General features: G+C 58.0%; 17 protein-coding genes and 1 pseudogene. 15 read left to right on the forward strand and 3 right to left on the reverse strand.

Going from position 1 to position 22,101, the window contains the following annotated elements:
- Window positions 1-27: 27 nt before the first annotated feature.
- From K7H22_RS16820 to K7H22_RS16830, 3 genes are all read right to left on the reverse strand, one after another.
- Window positions 28-1,179, reverse strand: coding sequence for an efflux RND transporter periplasmic adaptor subunit (locus tag K7H22_RS16820; protein ID WP_230802046.1), 1,152 nt, complete (start codon window positions 1,177-1,179; stop codon window positions 28-30).
- The gene (locus tag K7H22_RS16825) at window positions 1,169-1,696 is read right to left on the reverse strand and encodes a TetR/AcrR family transcriptional regulator (RefSeq protein ID WP_230802047.1); all 528 of its coding nucleotides are present in this window, start codon (window positions 1,694-1,696) and stop codon (window positions 1,169-1,171) included. Before K7H22_RS16825 ends, K7H22_RS16820 begins: the two co-directional genes overlap by 11 nt.
- A 168-nt stretch (window positions 1,697-1,864) precedes the next feature.
- Window positions 1,865-2,458, reverse strand: a complete 594-nt coding sequence (locus K7H22_RS16830; RefSeq protein ID WP_230802048.1) for a TetR/AcrR family transcriptional regulator — start codon at window positions 2,456-2,458, stop codon at window positions 1,865-1,867.
- Between the two features lie 587 nt (window positions 2,459-3,045).
- On the opposite strand from K7H22_RS16830, the gene K7H22_RS16835 reads away from it, so the two are divergent.
- The 15 genes and pseudogenes from K7H22_RS16835 to K7H22_RS16905 all read left to right on the forward strand — a co-directional run bounded on the left by K7H22_RS16835 (window position 3,046) and on the right by K7H22_RS16905 (window position 22,101).
- Window positions 3,046-4,053 (forward strand): Hint domain-containing protein, encoded by a 1,008-nt coding sequence (locus K7H22_RS16835; RefSeq protein WP_230802049.1) that lies wholly within the window; start codon window positions 3,046-3,048, stop codon window positions 4,051-4,053.
- 630 nt (window positions 4,054-4,683) lie between these two features.
- A complete protein-coding gene (locus tag K7H22_RS16840; protein ID WP_230802050.1) occupies window positions 4,684-5,757 on the forward strand; it encodes an HlyD family secretion protein in 1,074 nt (357 codons plus the stop codon).
- Window positions 5,754-8,495, forward strand: a complete 2,742-nt coding sequence (gene rbbA, locus K7H22_RS16845) for a ribosome-associated ATPase/putative transporter RbbA (RefSeq protein ID WP_230802051.1) — start codon at window positions 5,754-5,756, stop codon at window positions 8,493-8,495. Before K7H22_RS16840 ends, rbbA begins: the two co-directional genes overlap by 4 nt.
- 3 nt (window positions 8,496-8,498) lie before the next feature.
- Window positions 8,499-9,602: an ABC transporter permease gene (locus K7H22_RS16850; protein WP_230802052.1), complete on the forward strand. Its 1,104-nt coding sequence runs from the start codon at window positions 8,499-8,501 to the stop codon at window positions 9,600-9,602.
- 371 nt (window positions 9,603-9,973) lie between these two features.
- A complete protein-coding gene (nadA, locus tag K7H22_RS16855; RefSeq protein ID WP_230802053.1) occupies window positions 9,974-11,026 on the forward strand; it encodes a quinolinate synthase NadA in 1,053 nt (350 codons plus the stop codon).
- A gap of 4 nt (window positions 11,027-11,030) precedes the next feature.
- Window positions 11,031-12,602, forward strand: coding sequence for an L-aspartate oxidase (locus K7H22_RS16860; RefSeq protein ID WP_230802073.1), 1,572 nt, complete (start codon window positions 11,031-11,033; stop codon window positions 12,600-12,602).
- Complete coding sequence (nadC, locus tag K7H22_RS16865; RefSeq protein WP_230802054.1) at window positions 12,599-13,447, forward strand: carboxylating nicotinate-nucleotide diphosphorylase; 849 nt, start codon at window positions 12,599-12,601, stop codon at window positions 13,445-13,447. Before K7H22_RS16860 ends, nadC begins: the two co-directional genes overlap by 4 nt.
- Before the next feature lie 103 nt (window positions 13,448-13,550).
- Entirely contained in the window at window positions 13,551-14,378 is an 828-nt protein-coding gene (gene panB, locus K7H22_RS16870) for a 3-methyl-2-oxobutanoate hydroxymethyltransferase (RefSeq protein ID WP_230802055.1), read from the forward strand.
- Window positions 14,375-15,253 (forward strand): pantoate--beta-alanine ligase, encoded by an 879-nt coding sequence (gene panC / locus K7H22_RS16875; protein ID WP_230802056.1) that lies wholly within the window; start codon window positions 14,375-14,377, stop codon window positions 15,251-15,253. The genes panB and panC overlap by 4 nt, the downstream gene beginning before the upstream one ends.
- 296 nt (window positions 15,254-15,549) lie before the next feature.
- A pseudogene (locus K7H22_RS16880) lies at window positions 15,550-15,754 on the forward strand (integrase core domain-containing protein); the annotation flags it as partial.
- A 113-nt stretch (window positions 15,755-15,867) separates the two neighbouring features.
- Window positions 15,868-16,452 (forward strand): ANTAR domain-containing response regulator, encoded by a 585-nt coding sequence (locus K7H22_RS16885; protein ID WP_230802057.1) that lies wholly within the window; start codon window positions 15,868-15,870, stop codon window positions 16,450-16,452.
- A complete protein-coding gene (locus K7H22_RS16890; protein WP_230802058.1) occupies window positions 16,449-17,618 on the forward strand; it encodes an ABC transporter substrate-binding protein in 1,170 nt (389 codons plus the stop codon). The genes K7H22_RS16885 and K7H22_RS16890 overlap by 4 nt, the downstream gene beginning before the upstream one ends.
- A 257-nt stretch (window positions 17,619-17,875) precedes the next feature.
- Window positions 17,876-19,243 (forward strand): CmpA/NrtA family ABC transporter substrate-binding protein, encoded by a 1,368-nt coding sequence (locus K7H22_RS16895; protein WP_230802059.1) that lies wholly within the window; start codon window positions 17,876-17,878, stop codon window positions 19,241-19,243.
- Between the two features lie 85 nt (window positions 19,244-19,328).
- Window positions 19,329-20,405, forward strand: coding sequence for an ABC transporter permease (locus K7H22_RS16900; RefSeq protein WP_230802060.1), 1,077 nt, complete (start codon window positions 19,329-19,331; stop codon window positions 20,403-20,405).
- A 10-nt stretch (window positions 20,406-20,415) separates the two neighbouring features.
- On the forward strand, window positions 20,416-22,101 hold the full coding sequence (locus K7H22_RS16905) for an ABC transporter ATP-binding protein (RefSeq protein WP_230802061.1): 1,686 nt from the start codon (window positions 20,416-20,418) through the stop codon (window positions 22,099-22,101).

The following is a 22,101-nucleotide window of genomic DNA, read 5'->3' on the forward strand; positions in this document are numbered from 1 at the left end:
GACCGTCACCGTTCTTTTGATTTAGGATCAGAGACCTGAAACCGTCACTGACTGATTGTCGCGAAGCCGCCACCAGCCCCCGGAAACGACCATCTCGTTGCCTTGCAGACCGTCCAGAACAACAACCTCGTCATTCACCGGAAGCCCCAATCGGACTGTTCGCCGCGCGACTTGGCCGGATGCTTCCTCGTAAATCCAAACGGATGGGTCTGTTCGGCTTGTCGTGTCTACTGCTGATACCGGAACGGTGACGGATCGGGCAGGACTTTCCTTGGAGGCGGTAGAAATGCGCACGTCGGCCGTCATGCCGGGCAACAGCCGCTGGTCGATATCACCTGTGATTGCAAATTCCACGTCATAGGTCTGTGCAGTTGGATCGGCATCGGTCGCAAAGGAACGAGGGACCAGTGGCGCGTTGAAACCGGGCACTGCCGGAAAGCTTGCAATGATGTCGAACGCGTCGGGCGAAGACCGGGCGACAGCCGCCAGTTCTTCGGGCAAAGAGATAATTATGCGCATTTCGCTCACGTCTTGCAGGCGGGAAACCGGTGCCGCCGAGGTGACGTTGACGTATTCCTCGACAAAGGTTCGCGCTACGATCGCGTCAAAGGGCGCGGTGATTTGGGTCTGGGACAGGCGTCGCGTGGACTCGCGCAGAGCAACGTCTGCCTGTGCGAACTGGGCGCGCGCCGTATCGAGACGCGCATCGGCTGCGACCCCCCGCTGGGCAAGGCTCGAGGCACGATCAAACTCGGTTTTAGCAAGGTCAAAGGAAGCCTGAGCCCGATCAACCGCGAGTTCAAAATCAGCTTGGTCGAGTTTCGCAATCACATCGCCCTTTAGGATCCTGTCCCCCGCTTCGACATCGAGAGAAAAGACCTGTCCGGGGATCTGAAACGCGATGTCCACTGTGCGGGCAGGTTCGACACGGCCTGCAACGGCGCGGGATTGATTGACCACACGGCTAAGCGCCCGCGTCACTTCAACGGTGACCGGTCGATCAGGTTCGGGTGCCGCCCTAGTTTCGGCCTCACTTTCCCCGGAAGCCATCTCCGTTTGGGCTAATACATCGGTCACGGCCACCGGAAGGAAGGGCATCGCCAAGGCCGCCGCCGCCGCTGCCAGCACAATGACTGAAGCGATCCGTTTCAAGCTTCGGTTCTTTTCGTTAGAGCTCATCAATAATTATCCTCAATCGTTCGATGACGCGCTCTCTGATTTCCGCGCCGCCGTCCGGAAGGTTCAGCAGTCGTTGGAACCGCAGCCCTTGAATCGCTAGCACCGCAATCATGGCAGCAGGAGCGTCTTGCGTGTCGGTTAGAATGCGCTCAAGGTCGGAGTCCAGTTCCGTCCGCAGCGGATCAAGCAAACGTGGATCAGTTGCAGCCGTCGCGAGTATTGCCATGGACAGGTCATCATCCACGTCTTTTGATTGTATAACCGTTTCCAGATATCCGGTTAAGGTGCGCGCAGGATGACTTTCCGGGACTTCCGACAATAACCCCCGGTGCGCCACTAACATTTGGTCCAACAGACCGGAAAGCAAAGCCTTTTTCGTCGGAAAATTGTAAAGCACGCCGCCCTTACTGAGACCGGCTTCTTTTGCGACCGCCTCGATCGTTATCTTTCCCGCTCCATCACGCGCAGCTATTGCGCGCGCCGCTTCGAGAATTCTCGAAGACGCGTTACTTGACACCGTTGACTGCCCCAAGCCACTCACTACTGTACCATTCGGTCGGTTAAGATCAGAGGGAGAGCTAGTTCAGGGCAGTGTCAACGTCAAGGGTTTGGGAAAATAAGCTCTGAGTTTGGCTCCCTCTGCATTTGCAAAACCACTTGGAAACGGGTGGTTGACTCGCTTCCGCTAGACATGTCTCGGTGAGTAAATCTCAAGAAACGCGTTTACCGCCCTTTTGGATTGCTCTGACGCATCGATGGGCGGATCGACCGAAAGCAGTCTCGGCATGATGATACCCGAAACGGAAAGGTGAATAAACTGGCCTGCGGCGCTCTGCACGTCATGCACTTTCAGTGATCCCGCATTATGCAGGCCTTGAAGAACTTGCCCGACAATTCTGGTGGCTCGTCTGGGTCCCGCTTCCATATATATTTCGCCTGCCTCGGGCAGGACCGCAACCGCACCAATGCAGGTACGCAACAGACGAATGTAGTCATCATCCAAGACCAGTCTGATCATGCGCCCAGATAGTTCTTCCAGAACGGCTCGCGGTTCGTCGTCATTTGAAAGCGGCAGGGAAATCTCAGCCGAGAGCCTGTCACATTCTGCCTGCACAACACTCAGGAAGAGCGTGTTCTTGCTGGGGGAGTGGACGTAAAGCGTCGCCTTGGACACTTTGGCTTCCTCGGCAATCGCATCGACGCTGGCTCCTTCGAAGCCCAACTTCAGAAAGACCGTCTTGGCTCCGCTCAGAACATCCGTAACTTTGCTTTGCCTCATGTCAGTTGCCTCATTCCAAATGTGCATCGAAGCATGGTGTCACATTCCTCGCTCTCCCAAAAGCTTGCTTCGTCGCGCATTTGCGGACGCTGCGCTTTGAAACAGTACCCAAATTCATCACCTCTAAAACGGCCGCATCTTCCCATCGTTCCGAGATTTATCCCAGTTCTAGCAGCGTGCCCTGCAGGGTGCTGCCAAGCAGCCTCAAGACCGATGTGACTGCGTGCGGAATCGTCTTTTTCCGTTGACAGCAGATGACCCCGGCGCTTTTAGCCATCCGCGGTCGTCCGGATAGCATGAGGATCGTTATTATGCCCGACACTTGGCGCCACATGACTGCCCACGCCTCACGCTGCTGCCATGATACCTGATCAAACCCAAGAATACTGCTGCATTTTTCCCCTTAAACATGGCTTGGGTCATGAGCGATTACCTCGAGCGTAGGTGAAAAGCGTTCGATTTGAATGGAATTGAGAGTTTAGCAGTTTGTTCATGACCCACCCCTACAAACATCCGGAGATGATTCCAGAACGGCGCTATTTTGTGCAGGGGATCAGCCACTGTATTGGTTGCAAAAGAGACGTGCTATGGCCGTAATTTACGATCTTTTTGAAGTGACCGACATAAGCGAAAACACGACCTACTCTACGGCGGCCGGAAACCTTCTGGGTATCGTGGACAACGTAAGCTCGTCTGATCTAAATGATGGTCAGTTCGATGTTGGCGACGATGTTCTGATTGGTGGTGTATGGTACAACATCGACCAAATCCAAGAACCGCAATCTGCAGGTAGTTTTACCCTCGGTGATGGAAGCACCGTAGGCTTTGATTCTAGGATTCTCGAAAACAATCTTGATGTCGTCTTTTTGACGGTCTCCAACGGCGGTGATGTCAGGCATTTCATCATTCCAAACGATAGCTATGGCAGCGGCAATGTGCAGTCGATCCAAACCGGCCAGATCGAGAATGTCGGGTTCAATGATGCGGGTGTTATTTCGACAACGGATAACGACATCAATATCGTCTGTTTCGCAGCAGGCACCAAGATCAAAACCCCCGGCGGTGATACAGCAGTAGAAGAGATTCAGATTGGTGACCTCGCACTGACCCGTGATAACGGCCCGCAACACGTCCGGGCGATATTGGTGCGAGCGGTGGATTTCAGCACCGCGCCAGATCGATTGAAGCCTATCTTGTTCGAAGAAAATTCCTTGGGTCCGGGCCGTCCAAACAACAAGCTTTTCGTATCTCCGCAGCACCGTATGCTTGTAACGGACCTATCTGGAAGCAAGGTCTTGGTGCCTGCCAAAGCCCTGTTACCTCGGCGAGGGGTCCGCGTGGCACACGGCAAACGTCAAGTGACCTATATTCACCTCGTGTTCTCGAGACATGAGGTTATCTACGCGAACGGGACCCCAACGGAGAGCTTTTTCCCGGGCTCCACGGCGATGAAGACGATCCCAAAAAGCAGCCGTGCGGAACTACGCGATATTTTTGGCGACGATATTGCTATTGGAACGCAAGACAGCAAGATGCCCGCTACTGCGGTACTGCGTGTTCAACAGGCGCGGCTGCAAGCTTTGAACTTCTCCTAAAACTTGCCGCATGGTTTTGGCGTGCAGACTTGGAGAAACGATAGGCTTGGTGGTGCCGTCATCGGGCAATACCCTCTGCGCTTTCGCGCTGCGCATTGTCTGACAAAGTGCTCACTTGAGTTGCGCCCTTCAGAGATTGCCAATTGAGCTGAGTGCCGTGAAGCAATTTGGGCTTCCTAAAATCGGCTGGAAGGTTCTTTGGCTGTTCGGCCAGCGAGCCAAAAATATGGGCTATTGTCGTTGACAATCGACGCGCCACATGGGGATCGAACCGCGTGCGGGGCACGGGCTCTAGAACAAAAGTTCATTCAAGCATTCATAAAGCATGGATAATCGCCTCTCATTGCCAACTTTTCAGAATCCCTTCAGAGAACAAAGCATAATGATAGGCTGGAATGACACATCCTGCTTGCTCAGGTGGCACCCGATTATTCGTAAATGCAGAATGCGGTATCTGCGATGCAAACAGGATTAGTTCAACTTTCGAAGCCGAGAGGCAAGGCGAATCCATCCATTCAAACAGGGCTGATCGACGCGTTTACAAGATCGCATGCATAGAGTTTAATATTAACGTCTTCGACCGACGGATGATCTTACAAAATCCGTCCTTTAGCAGCAATCGAGCATAACATGACAAATGCCAGATTTCTTCTCTTTGCAGCGATGATCGCAGGCGGGGCTGTATTGGGTTTCTTGGCCTGGCAGGGCAATGGGAATGGCAACGGCGCGGTACCCGAAGGGTTCGCGCGCGGCAACGGGCGCGTCGAAGCGGTTGAGATAGATGTGGCTTCGAAGCTTCCCGGACGGATTGAATCGATCCTGGTGCGGGAGGGCGAGTTCGTCGAAAAGGGGCAACCTCTGGCCGTGCTTGAAACGCGTCAGTTGAAAGCCAACCGTCATCAGGCCGAGGCGGAACTGCGCCGCGCCGAGATCGCAGTCGAGAACGCTCAACTGGGGATCCAGCAACGTCAGGCCGAAGTACGCGCGGCCGAGGCGGTTCTGGCGCAGCAGAATTCGGCCCTCGACGCCGCGCAGCGCCAGTTCGCGCGGGCGCAGGCGTTGGCGGAAAGCAGTGTCTCGTCCGAGCGGCAACTTGATATCGACAGGTCGAACGCGCTTGGTGCAGAGGCTGCCGTCGCCTCGGCCGAGGCGCGGCTAGCGGCGGCGCGGATCGGAGTGTCCGCAGCCGAAGCGGCAGTGATCGGGGCCGAAGCGGCGGTGGCAGCGGCAACGGCAACGATCGAAGCGATCGACGTCGAGATTGAGGACAGCACGCTGAAAGCACCACGGCCAGGACGGGTGCAGTACATCGTTGGGCAAGCGGGCGAAGTGTTGGGCGCAGGTGGGCGCGTGATCAATATGATCGATCTCAACGACGTGTACATGACGTTTTTCCTTCAGACCGCTGCGGCAGGACGTGTCGGACTGGGGACGGACGCCCGATTGATTCTGGACGCGGCACCTGGCATCGTCATCCCCGCAGAGGTTTCGTTCGTGTCGGACGTTGCACAATTCACCCCGAAGACTGTCGAGACTGAAATCGAACGCGAGAAGCTGATGTTCCGGGTCCGCGCTCGGATCGCGCCGGAGCTGCTGGCGAAATACCTTGATTACATCAAGACCGGTCTGCCCGGCGTCGCCTGGGTTCGGCTGGATTCCACGCTGCCCTGGCCGGAGGCCGCGGACGGCAGGGTGCTGGAATGACGGCCGCCGGGCCTGTGGTGCGGGCAGAGGGGCTCTCGCTTCAATATGGCAAGGTCCGGGCACTTGATGCAGTTTCTATCGACCTGCCGGCGGGCTGCATTGTCGGTCTGATCGGACCTGATGGCGTCGGCAAATCGAGTTTCCTTGCGCTGATCGCCGGGGCAAGGAAGATACAGGCGGGGCGGCTTGACGTGCTGGGCGGCGATATGCGCCGTGCTGGGCACCGGGCCCGAATTTGTCCGCAGATCGCCTATATGCCGCAGGGGCTGGGGCGCAATCTCTATCCCACGCTCTCGGTGCGGGAGAATGTGGACTTCTTCGGCCGGCTTTTCGGCGAGAGCCGGAACGAGCGCGACAAGCGGATCGCCGAGTTGCTGGAGGCGACCGGTCTCGCGCCCTTTGCCGACCGCCCGGCGGCCAAGCTCTCGGGCGGCATGAAACAGAAGCTGGGCTTGTGCTGCGCGCTGATCCACGACCCCGATCTGCTGATACTGGACGAGCCAACAACGGGCGTCGATCCGCTGTCGCGGCGTGAGTTCTGGGCCCTGATCGCGCGTCTCCGCGCGACGCGACCGGACATGAGCCTGATCGTCGCCAGTGCCTATCTGGAGGAGGCTGCCGCGTTTGACCATCTGGTCGCGATGGATGCCGGCAGCGTGCTTGCTGCTGGAAGCCCCGAAGATATCCTGAACAGCACCGGTGCAGCCAACCTTGACGAGGCTTTCATAGCACTTCTTCCCGCAGAAATACGCGCCCGGCACCACGATCTGACCGTCCAGCCGCGTGACTCCGCAACTCGCGACGGCTACATCGTCGAGGCTGAAAACCTGACAGTTCGGTTCGGAGACTTCGCCGCGGTCAAGAACGTGAGCTTTCGCATCGAAAAAGGAGAGATATTCGGCTTTCTCGGATCAAACGGATGCGGCAAGACGACGACGATGAAGGCGTTGACCGGGCTGGTGGAACCTGCCGAAGGAACCACGCGGATCGACGGGCGAACGGTCGATGCACGCGACATGGCCACCCGCAAGCGCATCGGTTACATGACGCAATCCTTCTCGCTATATTCCGAACTTACGGTTCGTCAGAACCTCGATCTTCACGCGCGGCTTTTCGATATAGCACCCCTCGAGATCGGGCCCCGGATAGCGGAGCTTGCGCAACGGTTCGATCTTGAGGAAGTTCTCGACAGCTTGCCACTGCGACTTCCGCTGGGACTCCGTCAGCGGCTATCGTTGGCCGTGGCACTGATCCACCGCCCGGAGGTTCTGATCCTGGATGAGCCGACCTCGGGCGTCGATCCGGTGGCGCGCGACATCTTCTGGCAAGCGCTCGTGGACCTGTCCCGAAAAGACGGCGTAACGATCTTTGTCTCGACCCACTACATGTCCGAGGCCACGCGCTGCGACCGGATTTCGCTGATGCATGAAGGCCGCGTGCTTGTCAGCGACACGCCCGAAGCCATCCGCGAAGGCGCAGGCGCAGCGACGCTGGACGATGCCTTCATCCATCACCTGGAACTTGCGCAAAACGAGAGCGGCAAGCCTGCGGCCACGCATCGGGTGGATCTCGGCGCCGAGGTGTCATCCGCACCAAAACGGCGGCGCGGACGATTCAGCCTTGCCCGGCTGCTGAGTTTTTCCTGGCGCGAGTCGCTGGAACTGCGCCGCGATCCGATCCGCCTAACGCTCGCAAGCCTCGGCAGCGTGATCCTGATGATCGTGCTAGGATATGGCATTTCCATGGATGTCGAGAATCTCAAATTCGCGGTGCTTGATTTTGACCAGACCATCGCCAGCCAGTCCTATGTCAACGATCTGGCCGGGTCGCGCTACTTTGACGAACAGTCACCGCTCATCGACCATGCCGACATCGACCGGCGGATGCGCGCGGGCGACATCAGCCTCGCACTGGAAATCCCGCCGGGTTTTGCAGCGGATGTCGAACGCGGACGCCCCGTGGAAATCGGGGCCTGGTTCGACGGTGCCATGCCGATGCGTGCGGACACAGTGCGTGGCTATGTTCAGGGTATGCACGTTCACTGGCTGACCGATCAGCTGCGCCAAATCTATGGCGATGACGCGGTCGCCGGCAGCTACAGCCTGGAAATGCGTTATCGCTACAACCCGGATGTCGAAAGCCTGGCGGCCATGGTGCCCGCTGTGATCCCGCTCTTGCTGATGCTGATCCCGGCGATGCTCGCCGTCCTGTCCGTCGCGCGCGAGAAAGAGACAGGCTCGATTGTGAACCTCTATGTGACACCGGCCATGCGACTGGAATTCCTGCTGGGCAAGCAAGTGCCCTACGTATTGCTGGGCTTTGTCAACTTCCTGCTGCTGCTGGCGCTGGCGGTGTATGTCTTCGAGGTGCCGGTCAAGGGCAGCCTTCTGGCGCTTTCGGCAGGGGCGCTGGTCTATGTTGTCCTGGCTACAGGGCTGGGGCTGCTGATCTCGGCTTTCACCCGCAGCCAGGTCGCGGCGCTGTTCTTTACCGCGCTGGCCACCCTGATCCCGGCCACTCAGTATGGCGGTATCATCGACCCGGTCTCGTCACTAGAAGGCATGGGTCGCGTGATCGGCGAGGTTTTTCCCACGAGCCATTTCGTCACCATCTCTCGCGGGGTCTTTGCCAAAGCGCTGGACTTCGGCGATCTGGCAGGCTCTTTCCTACCGATGCTTCTGCTCATCCCGGTGCTTGTTGCGCTTGGGGCGTTCTTTGTACGCAAACAGGAGGCCTGAGCGATGCGCCCCAGGCATGTGCTGTACCTTGCGGTCAAGGAGCTTCGCGGGCTGGCGCGTGATCCGCTGCTCCTGGCGCTGGTGTTCTATGCCTTCACCTTGGACATCTACTCCCACGCCACTGCCATGCCCGAATCGCTGAACCGCGCCACAATCAGCATCGTGGATGAAGATGCTTCGCCCCTGTCCCGGCGGATTGCGGATGCGTTTCTGCCGCCCTATTTCGTGACACCCGACCAGATCGACATGGCCGAAATGGATGCGCGCATGGATGCGGGCATTGATACGTTCTCGCTCGTCATCCCGCCGAACTTTCAGGGCGACCTGATAGCGAACGCACGACCCGAGGTGCAGCTCAACGTCGATGCAACACGGGTCAGCCAGGCCTTCACTGGCGCGGGCTATATCCAGGCGATCGTCAATCAGGAAATCACGGGCTGGGCCGGGCAGGAAGCCGTGGTGCCGGTCGATCTTGCGCTGCGCGCCAGGTTCAATCCGTCGCTGGACCCTGGCTGGTTTGGCGCGCTGACGGCAGTGATCAGCGCCGTGACCATGCTGTCGATCATCCTGTCGGGGGCTGCGTTGATACGGGAACGTGAGCATGGCACCGTCGAACACCTGTTGGTCATGCCAGTCAGCCCGGTCGAGATCATGACCAGCAAGGTGCTTAGCATGGGCGGTGTGGTGCTGGTGGCGACGGGGCTGTCGCTGACCTTTATGGTGCAAGGGGTTCTGGAAGTGCCCGTGGCGGGATCGGTGACGCTGTTCCTGGTGGGTGCGGCTCTGCACTTGTTCGCCACCACGTCGCTGGGAGTCCTTTTGGCAACGATCTCGGGTTCGATGCCGCAATTTGCCATGCTGCTGCTTCTGGTGCTGCTGCCGCTGGAAATCCTGTCGGGCGGGATGACGCCGCGGGAATCAATGCCCGAGGTGGTGCAATATGTGATGTTGGCGGCGCCCAACACCCATTTCATCGCGCTTGCGCAGGCCGTGTTGTTTCGTGGCGCAGGATTTGCGGTAGTCTGGCCGCAACTACTGGCGCTGGCGGTGATCGGAACGGCCATGTTCGCCTTCGCCTTACGACGGTTCCGCGACTTCCTGCGGTAACATTGCCTATCCGCCACTTGCGACAACCCTTCATCCGTTGCGGAAAAGTTCTGAACCCGCGATAACTTTTTGTGCCAGAAGAAGTCTGCACCCATCACGCCGCCTAATATCGGCAGCGAAAGACCGCCTCATCCGGCACTTTGACGCTTCGCAGTCGGTTGCCCATCGCACCGCGTTGATGAAACAAGACGGCCACGCGTGTAACCACGACGCTTCTCAATTAACAACAGCAGAGAAATGTTAGCGTATGACATTGATTTAATATGCAGAAACCATCTTGCCCTAACGTCACCTGACCCATAGAACCGGCGCTGCCTGCACCCGCTCTCACCGTCTCCGGCGGTTCGAAACAAATTGAGGAATCCCCCGTTTTGCTCGACCAGATCGCTCTGCGCGCCGAACTCGCCGAAACCTATGATCTTGCGCCATCCATAGAGATCGCTGATGCAAACGCGCATCTCTATTCTGGTATGAAAAGGGTTGTTTCTCCACCAGACTGGGCTGTCTACGCACCCTATGTCGCCGCTATCAACCGGCTCAAAAAAGAGCGCAACGCGGTCATCCTGGCGCATAATTACATGACGCCGGAAATATACCACGGCGTCGCCGATGTTGTGGGCGACAGTCTTCAATTGGCAATCGAGGCCACAAAGGTCGAAGGTGATGTCATCGTTCAATGCGGTGTGCATTTCATGGCAGAGACATCGAAGATCCTGAACCCGAGCAAGACAGTTCTGCTCCCGGACATGGATGCTGGCTGTTCGCTTGCCGAAAGTATCACTGCCGAAGGAGTTGCCGAGATGCGCGCCCGCTATCCGGGCGCCCCAGTTGTCACCTATGTCAATACATCCGCAGAAGTGAAGGCGGCATCCGACATCTGTTGTACCTCTTCCAACGCGGCGCAAATCGTCGCCGCGCAGGAGAGCGACACCGTCATCATGACCCCTGACAAGTATCTGGCGCAGAATGTCGCGCGGCAGGTACCCGGAAAGACAATCGTTTGGTGGGATGGTTCGTGCATCGTGCATGAACGCTTTACCGCGCAGGATCTGCGGGATTTCCGTAGCCACAACCCAGACACACGGATCATCGCCCACCCCGAATGCCCTCCTGACGTAGTAGCGGAAGCTGATTTCTCAGGCTCCACCAGCGGTATCATCGATTATGTCGCACGCGAGCGCCCCACAAAAGCGATGCTTGTTACAGAATGCTCCATGGCATCGAACATCGCTGACAAGCTCCCCGAGGTCGAGTTTGTAGGACCCTGCAACATGTGCCCCTACATGAAAAAGATCACGCTGGAGAAGATCCTATGGACGCTGCACAGCATGCAGGGTGCGGTAGAAGTCGACCCTACCGTAGCGGCGAAAGCCCGTCTCGCGGTGCAACGAATGATTGATCTCTCCGGTCGTCTGGCCTGCTGAGCCAATGATGCGGATCGACACGTCGCGCGTCATCGTCGTGGGCGCTGGGTTGGCAGCCCAGTATGCCGCTCTGAAACTTGCGCCTCATCCTGTGCTGATGATCTCCCCAGAGCGTTTAGGCGAAGGTGCGTCCTCTGGATGGGCGCAGGGCGGTGTCGCTGCCGCAATGGATCCGCGAGATAGTGCCGGTTCGCACGCCCAGGATACGATCCGGGCTGGGGCAGGAACTGTCGATCCGCAAGTCGCCCTAATGGTCACCGAGGAGGCCCGCAGCCACATCCTGGAACTGACCGGGTTGGGTGCACCCTTCGACCGTGCAAGCGACGGTGGATATGTTCTGTCGCGGGAAGCCGCGCATAGTTGCGCCCGCGTTGTGCGGGTATGTGGAGATCAGGCTGGTGCCGGGATCATGCGCACACTGTCTGCCCGTGTCCGCGAGGCAGATCATATTCAGGTGCTGGAAGATGTCATGGCAACAGCACTCCGCGTCCAGAACGGGGTCGTGGTCGGCGTCGAGATCGCCCGATGCGCCGCAGGTCCCACGCAGAGCGTTTTCCTCCGAGGGGCAGCCGTACTCTTGGCCGGTGGCGGTTCGGGCGGACTATACGCTTTGACAACTAACCCGTCCCGCATCCGAGGCGAGGTTATCGGCATGGCCGCGCGTGCAGGCGCGGTGATTGCGGATGCGGAATTTGTGCAGTTCCATCCGACGGCGATTGCCACTGGCGCCGATCCTGCTCCCCTGGCCACCGAAGCCTTGCGCGGCTTAGGTGCGACCCTTGTAAACAGCCATGGTGAACGCTTCATGCTCAATGTCCATCCGGATGCTGAGCTTGCTCCGCGCGATATCGTTGCACGCGCTGTCTATGCGCAAACACAGAAGCGACTTGCCCCTGCATTGGACACGCGTCAGGTCCTTGGCTCGAAGATCTCTACCGCGTTTCCCGCCGTTGCGGCAGCCTGTCGGCACGCCGGCTTCGATCCGCTGGCACACCCAATTCCGATCGCCGCAGCCGCTCATTACCACATGGGCGGCATCGCAACAGATCCAACCGGGCTAACATCTCTCGCAGGGCTCTGGGCCTGCGGTGAAGTTGCCTCAACAGGATTGCACGGGGCCAACCGCCTCGCGTCGAACGGGCTTTTGGAAGCACTTGTCTACGGAAATGCCTGTGCAAACAGTATTGCCAATGCTCTTGACCCATGTCGAAAGGCGGCGTCCGACGTCACCTTGCCCGATCTCGCACCTGCAGAGCGTCCTTCTCCCATCCTGGTAGAATGCCTGCGCAAGAGCATGACGGACGGTGCCGGTGTCGTTCGAAACAGGGAGGGTCTCCAGAAAACTCTGGATGACATCAGACAGATCGAAGCAGCGCAGTCCGGTTGCGCCCCTCTTCTCAACATGACAGCCACCGCGACAGTGATCGTCACATCTGCCCTCGATCGCCGCGAGAGCCGTGGGGCGCATTTCCGTTCAGATTTCCCAAAGACGGATGATGCCATGGGTAGACGTTCGTTTCTGACTTTGAACGAGGCGCGAACCCGTCGCCCTTCATCCCCATTGGAGACAACATGACTCAAGCCCCTCTGCCCGACCTGATCCTTGAGCCGATGGTCCGTTCCGCACTGATGGAGGATCTCGGTAGTTATGGTGATATCACCACCCGCACGGTGATACCCGCAGATACAAACATCACAGCTACTCTGAATGCGCGCGAGGCCGGAGTTGTGTCCGGGTTACAGGTTGCTGCCCTTGCCTTTCGTCTGGTCGATCCGGACCTAAAAATTACAGTCCATATTGGCGATGGTGAGCAAATCACTGCCGGTGATCTTTTGATGGAAATCAATGGCAGCGCGGCATCCATCCTCAGTGCAGAGCGGGTCGCCCTGAATTTTGCAGGACGGTTGTCCGGGATCGCAACGCTAACGGCCCGTTTTGTGCGTGAAACCGTCGGGACTGCGACGCGCATTACCTGCACGCGCAAGACCACCCCCGGCCTTCGCTTGGTTGAAAAGCAAGCCGTGATCCATGGTGGCGGGTTCAACCACCGCTTCTCTCTATCCGATGCGATCTTGATCAAAGATAACCACATCGCAGCGGCTGGCGGTATTCGGCCTGTACTCGCGGCCGTGAAAGCGCGTGCTTCACACATGATCCGAACCGAGATCGAGGTGGATAGGTTGGAGCAACTGGCTGAAGTGCTCAATGAGGGCGGGGCGGACGCAGTCCTGCTGGACAATATGGATACGCCCATGTTGCAACAAGCCGTAACGATGAACGCCGGCCGCCTTGTGTTGGAAGCTTCCGGCAACATGGGGTTAGACCGCGTGGCAGAGGTCGCCGCCACGGGCGTTGACTACATCTCGTCAGGAGCATTGACACATTCAGCAAGAACCCTCGACCTCGGCTTGGACATCTGATCCTCGGTTCTCGGTCATCTCCACGAAATAAAAATACGCTGCACTTGCGAAGTCGAGATTCAGACGCTAGCAACTTGCCGTGACGTCAACTTAGGGGGCCACAATGAGTCACTCCGCCTCGGTCAAATCCCTGACCGCCACCGCCATTCGTGCAAGGAAAGGCACCGAGCCTTTGGTCTGTTTGACCGCCTACACAACGCCTGTTGCCAAACTTGCGGATGAGCACTGTGACCTCGTCTTGGTCGGTGACAGTGTCGGGATGGTGCTTCACGGCCTGCCATCAACTCTCAACGTCAGCATGGAAATGATGATCATGCACGGACAAGCCGTGGCCCGCGGGCTGGACCGAGCGCTAATGGTCGTCGATATGCCATTCGGGAGCTATGAGGAATCCGCAGCGAAAGCGTTTCGCAATGCCGCACGGCTCATGGCCGAAACCGGCGCTGGTGCAGTCAAACTGGAAGGAGGTCAACATATGGCCGAAACGATCCGCTTCCTCGTGGACCGGGGTGTCCCCGTGATGGCGCATATCGGACTGACCCCGCAGGCAGTCAACGCGATCGGCGGTTACAAGGTCCAAGGTCGTGGTGAAGATGGTGAGCGTATCCGCGCGGATGCACGCGCTGTTGCCGATGCAGGGGCATTCTCGGTCGTTTTGGAAAAGGTGCCAGCGGCGCTTGCCGACCAGATTACGGCAGAGATAGCCATTCCCACGGTTGGCATAGGGGCTTCGGCAAGTTGCGACGGCCAGATCCTGGTGATTGACGACATGCTGGGCCTCTTCGACACTTTCAAGCCGAAGTTTGTAAAACGCTACGCGCATCTCGCCGCCGACGCCGCCCATGCCATCCAAGCCTATGCTGAGGAGGTGCGTAGCCGCCGCTTCCCCGCACCCGAACATGTCTTTTCTCAAGAGGAACCAGGCAAATGAAGATCATTCGCACCAAAGCCGAGTTGCGCGCACTAACTGAAACCTGGCGCCGCGCAGGCGAGACAATCGGTGTGGTTCCTACAATGGGCGCATTGCATGCTGGGCACCTCAGTCTGGTCGAGGCCGCTTGCTCCGCAACCGACAGAGTGATCGTCACGCTCTTTGTGAACCCGAAGCAATTCAACAGCCCCGAAGATCTTGCAAACTATCCACGGACTGAAGAGAGTGACGGGAAGAAGCTGAAACCTTACAGCGCCGACGTTCTTTATGTTCCCGATGGGGCGCAGATGTATCCCGATGGCTTTGCCACCACTATCTCTGTGACAGGTGTTAGCCAAGGTCTATGTGGAGCGGCCCGACCCGGCCATTTTGACGGTGTTGCAACGGTTGTAACCAAGCTGCTTCTGCAAACCGACGCGGATCAGGCCTTCTTTGGAGAAAAGGATTACCAGCAACTTCAGGTCGTGCGCCGTCTCGCAACCGACCTCGACCTCAAAACCAGGATTGTTGGTTGTCCAACGATACGGGAAGACGACGGGCTCGCCATGTCCTCGCGCAACCTCCGCTTGGGTAAACACGCACGTGCCACTGCTCCGGTCATCCGCGAGGCATTGTTGCGAACGGCTGAGGCAATTTGTGGCGGGACTCCTGTCAGCAACGCGCTGGCAAGCGCGCGGTCCCATTTGCATGAAAACGGTATCCTGGAGATCGACTATCTCGAACTCAGGGGCGATCCTGATCTCGAAATTCTTGACACAGCTGATAGACCAGCCCGCCTGTTTGTTGCAGTTTGGCTCGACGGTGTCCGACTCATTGATAATCTTCGGGTGCAAGCAACAACTGCTCAAGACGGGCTTCTTGAGTTGGTGGGTTGAGTGTAACATCAATCAGAAGAACCAAAGCTCTCCAGGCAAAAATCACTCCACCGTTACCATATCATTCGACGACGGGCACTTGATCAGGGCGAAGGTGCGCGTGGCCACCCCGTCGGTCAGCCCAAGTATCTACTCGAGCGACTTGACCTTCAGATTGGATGTTTTCTCGAGTGGCATTGCCGCGATGAGCGTATGAGTCATGTCCGAGAACTCGGTATCGTCGCGCCAGTTTGGCAGATGATGTGCGTCCAGCCGCGTGGCAAGCTGGATATCACCATGGATGAGCTAGATGCGCGAATGGCACCGAGTTGAGGTCGAACGCCATGCTCAAAGGATAGGAATACCTACAAGTCGAATGGCGCTACGTCGCGCCTGATAAACCGATGCAGACCAGCTTTGGTGAATCTTCAACGCTTTCGGGACGTGCACCTGTTCCCGGACCTGCGCCATGCTCGCCATCTGATTGCCGCATGGCGCAGCGACTACATGCAACACTGCCCGCAGGTGCGCTAATTTTAGGCAAAAAATCCCCAATACTATGGTTTTCAAGCGTTTTCAGCCAGCGCATTCGGTCAGCACTTGCCACTATACATAGGTCGGTGCATTTACATTTCATGAGATCGAAGCTGACCATAGTCGTTGTTGAAGAAGATCGCGATCGTGCACTGGGGATCGTTGACGCGCTCCAAAACACTGGTGATTACGAGGTTTTTGTGATCGCCAATTACAGCGGTCTTGCACGCAAGATTGCGATGCACGAGCCGGACATCGTGCTTATAGATATTGATAACCCGACCCGCGACATGCTGGAAGAACTCACTATTGCCTCCGGCCCTCTGGAACGCCCGGTCGCCATGTTTGTGTCCAGCTCGGCTGGTGGTCTGGCACGGGCGGCGATTGAGGCCGGTGTGTCGGCATACGTCGTCGACGGTTTGGCTCCAGAAAGGCTCAAACCAGTTATCGACACAGCGATTGCACGTTTTGGTTTGGTCCGGCAGATGCGACAGGAGCTTGTTGAAACACGCCGCGCGCTGGAAGAACGTAAAGTGATCGACAGGGCCAAGGGACTGTTGATGAAAGCAAAGGGCATAGACGAAGATGAGGCCTATGCCCTGTTGCGCAAGACCGCCATGGACCAGGGTCGCAAGGTTGCTGATGTGGCAGAGGCTCTGGTGACGGCAGCGGGGTTGTTGCGATGAGCCGCGTCACGATTCCTGTCGCCTACATGCCCTTGGTCGATGCAGCCCCCTTGATAATCGCACAAGAGATGGGCTTTGCAGATGCCGAGGCGATCGCTTTGGATCTAATCGCGGCGCCGTCCTGGTCCTCGCTGCGCGATATGCTGGCCTTCGGCCGCGTCGACGCAGCGCATATGCTATCCGCCATTCCAGTGGCCATGCGACTTGGCCTCGGCGGCATGACCACGCCCCTTGCTGCGGTTTCAACCTTGTCGGTGAACGGCAACGTGTTCGGGGTTGGACGTCCTCTCGAAGATCGGCTGCGCGCATTAGGGTCTGAATTCGACTTCGCTGATGCCCGGCACGCGGCTTCCATGCTCGCCAAGGCCCATAATGGTGTGCTGACCGTTGGCGTGCCTTTTCCTTTCTCCATGCATGTGGAATTGCTGCACTACTGGGCGGAGCGCACTGATTTGGGATCGGATCGGATCGAGTTTCGCACAGTTCCGCCACCGCTCATGGCTGAAGCGCTGGAAGCGGGCGATATTGATGCATTTTGTGTGGGCGAGCCATGGGGCTCTGTCGCCGTGGATCGCGGGGTTGGAGCATTGCTGCTGCCTGGTCAGGCGATCTGGCAGGGCGCCCCTGAAAAGGTGCTGGCGACGCGCACCGATTGGGCAGAGAGCGAGCCTGACTTGCTGGGCCGCCTTATCCGCAGCGTTTGGCACGCAAGCCGCTGGCTGGCCAAACCGGAAAGCAAAATCGCTGCGTCTGAAATCCTCGGGCGCTCCATGTATCTCGATCTTCCGCCAGAAATCATTGATCGTGCTCTTTCCGGACGGTTGATCCTTTCAAGTCATGGCGAGCAGCGCCGCAACGAAAACTTCTTGCGGTTCCACGGTGCTGCGTCAACCTTTCCATGGCGCAGTCAAGCCAAGTGGATCGCGCATAGATTGATCGAACGGTATGGTCTTTCGACGGATCTCGATGCCGCCGCCAGCGTGTTTCGCGCCGATCTCTATCGTCAGCATATGCAAGATACCGGCGCCGACCTGCCGGGAGCGTCGGAGAAACTGGAGGGTGCGATTCTGCATCCTACTGCGGTAGCTTCATCGCGCGGGCAACTGAGTCTGCTGCCTGATCGTTTCTTCGATGGCGCGGTTTTCGACCCAGACGCTCCGATTTGATGAAATTTTAATCGGTTCTCCGCATCTTTGATTGAGCTTGCGGTCTGTCACACAAATTTCGTTAGCTTCCATGCTGCACTGCCGCATAAACTGAAGCCATCGGCTTGCAACGGGGTAGGTCGAACCGAATTCTCCCGATGACAGGGATACTCTGAGCAAGGTCGCTCGCTTTCTGCCGAAATATTCCGGTGGTAAGTGAACGGCCTTTTTTGTTTTTCCCGGCCTCCTCTCCTCCGGGTGTATTGAAAGGACCCGCTATGAAAAAGCTCCTCCTCGGTCTTGCTGCAACAACAGCCTTGGCCAATCCCGCTTTTGCCGAATTGCTCGATCTGGAAAAGGAAGAACTGACCTTTGGCTTCATCAAGCTGACGGATATGGCGCCACTCGCCGTGGCCTATGAGAATGGCTACTTCCTCGACGAGGGCCTGTTTGTCACGCTTGAGGCGCAAGCCAACTGGAAAGTTCTGCTGGACGGCGTGATCGACGGCAAGTTGGACGGCGCACATATGCTGGCCGGTCAACCGCTAGCCGCCACCATCGGCTACGGCACCGAAGCGCACATCGTGACGCCCTTTTCCATGGATCTGAACGGTAACGGCATCACGGTCAGCAACGCGGTCTGGGAAAAGATGTTGCCGCATATTCCCAAGATGGACGACGGCCGCCCGCAGCATCCCATCAGTGCCCAGGCTCTGGTGCCGGTAATCGAAGAATTCAAGGCCAATGGCCAGCCTTTCAATATGGGTATGGTCTTCCCGGTTTCTACGCACAATTACGAACTGCGTTACTGGCTGGCCGCTGGCGGGATCAACCCCGGCTACTACAGTCCGGAAAACATCTCGGGCCAGATCGCTGCGGATGTTTTCCTGTCTGTCACGCCACCACCGCAAATGCCCGCGACGCTAGAGGCCGGCACCATCCACGGCTACTGTGTTGGCGAACCGTGGAACCAGCAGGCGGTTTTCAAAGGGATCGGTGTTCCGGTCATCACGGATTACCAGCTTTGGAAGAACAATCCTGAGAAGGTATTCGGGTTGACCAAGACATTCACCGAAGAGAACCCCAACACAACCTTGGCCATCACCAAGGCACTGATCCGTGCTGCTATCTGGCTGGACGAGAATGACAACACCAACCGGCCTGCGGCTGTCGAAATCCTGAGCCGCCCGGAATATGTGGGCGCGGATTACGAGGTCATCGCGAACTCCATGACCGGCTTCTTCGAGTTTGAGAAAGGCGACAAGCGCGACATTCCGGATTTCAACGTGTTCTTCCGTTACAACGCGACCTATCCGTTCTACTCCGATGCGGTGTGGTACCTGACGCAGATGCGCCGTTGGGGTCAGATCGACGAGGCAAAGCCTGACAGCTGGTATGATGAAGTGGCCAGGTCCGTCTACAAGCCCGAGATTTACCTCGAAGCCGCACGGCTGCTGGTCGAGGAGGGTCTGGCGAATGAGGCGGATTTCCCTTGGGACAGCGATGGCTACAAAGCGCCGACCCCGGCGGCCGATATTATCGACGGCATTCCCTATGACGGCCGCACCCCCAATGCCTATCTCGAGAACCTGCCGATCGGCCTGAAAGGTCAGCAGGTCGTCGTGGGCAACGAAGTCGAAGGCTGAGCCACAGCAGCGGGGTGAACCCGGTCCTACTCGACGCTGTAGGCGGCGTTTATCCCGCATTCCCTCCCAAACGCGAAGGTTTCCCATGACAACCGTCGATCCGAATTTTTCCGAGAATGCCGACCGTGAAGCACGGCGTGCACGGCTCTTCACCCGCATCAACGCCGCAGACAAATGGTTTCAGGTTCTGGGGCTTAGCTGGGTCACTCCCATCATCAAGGCCGTCGCTGGCGACAACCTGCGCGCGCAGATGAAGGACATCTGGCGGCTGCTGGCGGTCCCGATCCTTGCCATCTGCGCCTTTCTAATGCTTTGGGCGACGCTAGCGCCCAAGGTGCAAACCTCTCTGGGAGCCGTGCCCGGCCCTGCGCAAGTCTGGACAGAGGCGGTGAATCTGCACGAAGACGCGCGAACCAAGAGCGCCAGCAAGGCCGAGTTCGAAGCCAAGGTCGCGCAGTTGAACGAGCGTCGTCTAGAACAAGGCAAGGAGTCCGTGCAGCGCGCCTATACCGGCGCGCCGACATACTACCAGCAGATCTGGACCTCGATTCAGACGGTGTTCTTTGGCTTTCTGATCGCAACGGTCGTGGCGGTGCCGCTGGGGATCATGGCTGGGTTGTCGCCCATCGCCAATGCCGCGTTAAACCCGCTGATCCAGATCTTCAAACCGGTTTCGCCGTTGGCATGGTTGCCGATTGTGACGATGATCGTGTCTGCGCTTGCAGCTTCCAACGATGGGTTGTTGCCAAAAAGCTTTGTCATCTCTGCCGTGACCGTCACGCTTTGTTCCCTCTGGCCGACTCTGATCAACACTGCTCTGGGTGTGGCCTCCATCGACAAGGACCTCGTAAACGTCTCCAAGGTGTTGAAGATGAACACCTACACCAAGATTACCAAGCTAGTTTTGCCCTCGGCCTTGCCGCTGATCTTTACCGGGTTGCGTCTATCCCTCGGTGTGGGCTGGATGGTGCTGATCGCAGCCGAAATGCTTGCGCAAAACCCCGGTCTGGGCAAGTTCGTCTGGGACGAGTTCCAGAACGGCTCGTCGTCCTCTTTGGCCAAGATCATGGTGGCGGTGTTGACCATCGGCATCATTGGCTTCCTGCTGGATCGCGTGATGTACGCGCTGCAATCGCTGTTCACCTTCACGAACAACCGCTGAGGGGGAAGAGATGAGCATTCTCAAACTCGAAAACGTCAGCCAGAGTTTCGGCAGCGGTCTGCACGCCGCCCACGTGCTGAAAGATATCAACCTCAACGTTCAGGAAGGTGAGTTCCTCGTGCTCCTGGGCTTTTCCGGCACAGGCAAGACCACGCTGATCAATCTCATGGCCGGGCTGGAACAGCCAACCAAGGGAAACGTAACCTTCAAGGGCGAAACGGTCAAAGAACCCAGCCCCGAACGCGGCGTGATCTTTCAAAGCTACAGCCTGATGCCATGGCTGACGGTGAGCGGCAATGTCCGGCTGGCCGTGGACACTGTCTTTCCGAGCCTCAGCAAGGCCGAGCGCGCCAAAAAGGTTGACTATTTCGTGCAGATGGTGGGACTGAGCCACGCCGCGACGCGCCGCCCGGCAGAGCTGTCAGGCGGGATGCGCCAGCGCGTAAATGTGGCGCGGGCGCTCGCGATGAACCCCGAGATGCTGCTGCTTGATGAGCCGCTATCGGCGCTCGACGCGCTGACCCGTGCCAACCTCGCCGACGAGATCGAGCACATCTGGGAGGCGGACAAGAAGACCTGCGTTCTGATCACCAACGATGTGGACGAGGCAATCATGCTGGCGGACAGGATCATCGCGCTGAATCCCGACGGTACGCTGGGACGGGAATTCAACGTCAGCATCCCGCGCCCCCGCGACAGGATAGAAATGAACGGCAACGACACGTTCAAACGATTGCGGGCGGATGTTACGAAATATCTGATGGATGTAGGGATCGAGGCCAAGGTCGAGGGCACCCGCAGCCTGCCCGATATCACCCCGATCCATGGTGTGCCGACAGCGGTCAAGGATGCGCAGCACGGGCTGATCGACGAACGGTTCCTTAATTTCAGCCAGTTGCACAAGGTTTATCCCACGCCCAAGGGCCCGTTGACCGTGGTCGAGGATTTCGATCTGAAGATCAACAGGGGCGAATTCATCTCCCTGATCGGCCATTCCGGCTGCGGCAAGTCCACGGTGCTGACCATGGCGGCCGGTCTGAATTCGATTTCCAAGGGCGCGATCAAGCTTGATGGCCGCCACGTCGAAGGCGCAGATCCGGAACGCGCCGTGGTGTTCCAATCGCCCAACCTGTTCCCTTGGCTTTCGGCGCGGGAAAACTGCGCCATCGGTGTAGACAAGGTTTATCCAAGAGCGTCTCAGGCCGAGCGACAGGACGTCGTCGAATATTACCTTGAACGCGTCGGATTGGCTGATGCCATGGACAAACCCGCCAGCGATATGTCGAACGGCATGCAACAGCGGGTCGGCATCGCGCGGGCGTTCGCGCTTTCGCCCAAGCTACTGCTTCTGGACGAACCTTTTGGAATGCTCGACAGCCTAACGCGGTGGGAATTGCAGGAAGTGCTGATGGAGGTGTGGTCGCGCACCAAAGTCACGGCTATCTGCGTTACCCATGACGTGGACGAGGCGATCCTACTGGCCGACCGTGTAGTGATGATGACCAACGGTCCGCAGGCCACCATTGGCAAGATCACCTCGGTCAACCTGCCACGCCCGCGCACCCGCAAAGCCCTGCTCGAACATCCGAATTACTACACCTACCGGCAGGAAGTGCTCGATTTCCTTGAGGAATACGAACACGGCGCAAAACCGAAACCCAAGGCGTCGGCCCCTAAGCCAATTGCAGCGGAGTGA

This window comes from Seohaeicola saemankumensis (assembly GCF_021021435.1).
Classification (GTDB): Bacteria; Pseudomonadota; Alphaproteobacteria; order Rhodobacterales; family Rhodobacteraceae; genus Seohaeicola.

Coding starts and splice junctions, on each gene's coding strand:
- K7H22_RS16820 (WP_230802046.1), bottom strand. CDS start 1,179: ATGAGCTCTAACGAAAAGAACCGAAGCTTGAAACGGATCGCTTCAGTC.
- K7H22_RS16830 (WP_230802048.1), bottom strand. CDS start 2,458: ATGAGGCAAAGCAAAGTTACGGATGTTCTGAGCGGAGCCAAGACGGTC.
- K7H22_RS16835 (WP_230802049.1), top strand. CDS start 3,046: ATGGCCGTAATTTACGATCTTTTTGAAGTGACCGACATAAGCGAAAAC.
- K7H22_RS16840 (WP_230802050.1), top strand. CDS start 4,684: ATGACAAATGCCAGATTTCTTCTCTTTGCAGCGATGATCGCAGGCGGG.
- rbbA (WP_230802051.1), top strand. CDS start 5,754: ATGACGGCCGCCGGGCCTGTGGTGCGGGCAGAGGGGCTCTCGCTTCAA.
- K7H22_RS16850 (WP_230802052.1), top strand. CDS start 8,499: ATGCGCCCCAGGCATGTGCTGTACCTTGCGGTCAAGGAGCTTCGCGGG.
- K7H22_RS16860 (WP_230802073.1), top strand. CDS start 11,031: ATGATGCGGATCGACACGTCGCGCGTCATCGTCGTGGGCGCTGGGTTG.
- nadC (WP_230802054.1), top strand. CDS start 12,599: ATGACTCAAGCCCCTCTGCCCGACCTGATCCTTGAGCCGATGGTCCGT.
- panB (WP_230802055.1), top strand. CDS start 13,551: ATGAGTCACTCCGCCTCGGTCAAATCCCTGACCGCCACCGCCATTCGT.
- panC (WP_230802056.1), top strand. CDS start 14,375: ATGAAGATCATTCGCACCAAAGCCGAGTTGCGCGCACTAACTGAAACC.
- K7H22_RS16885 (WP_230802057.1), top strand. CDS start 15,868: ATGAGATCGAAGCTGACCATAGTCGTTGTTGAAGAAGATCGCGATCGT.
- K7H22_RS16890 (WP_230802058.1), top strand. CDS start 16,449: ATGAGCCGCGTCACGATTCCTGTCGCCTACATGCCCTTGGTCGATGCA.
- K7H22_RS16895 (WP_230802059.1), top strand. CDS start 17,876: ATGAAAAAGCTCCTCCTCGGTCTTGCTGCAACAACAGCCTTGGCCAAT.
- K7H22_RS16900 (WP_230802060.1), top strand. CDS start 19,329: ATGACAACCGTCGATCCGAATTTTTCCGAGAATGCCGACCGTGAAGCA.
- K7H22_RS16905 (WP_230802061.1), top strand. CDS start 20,416: ATGAGCATTCTCAAACTCGAAAACGTCAGCCAGAGTTTCGGCAGCGGT.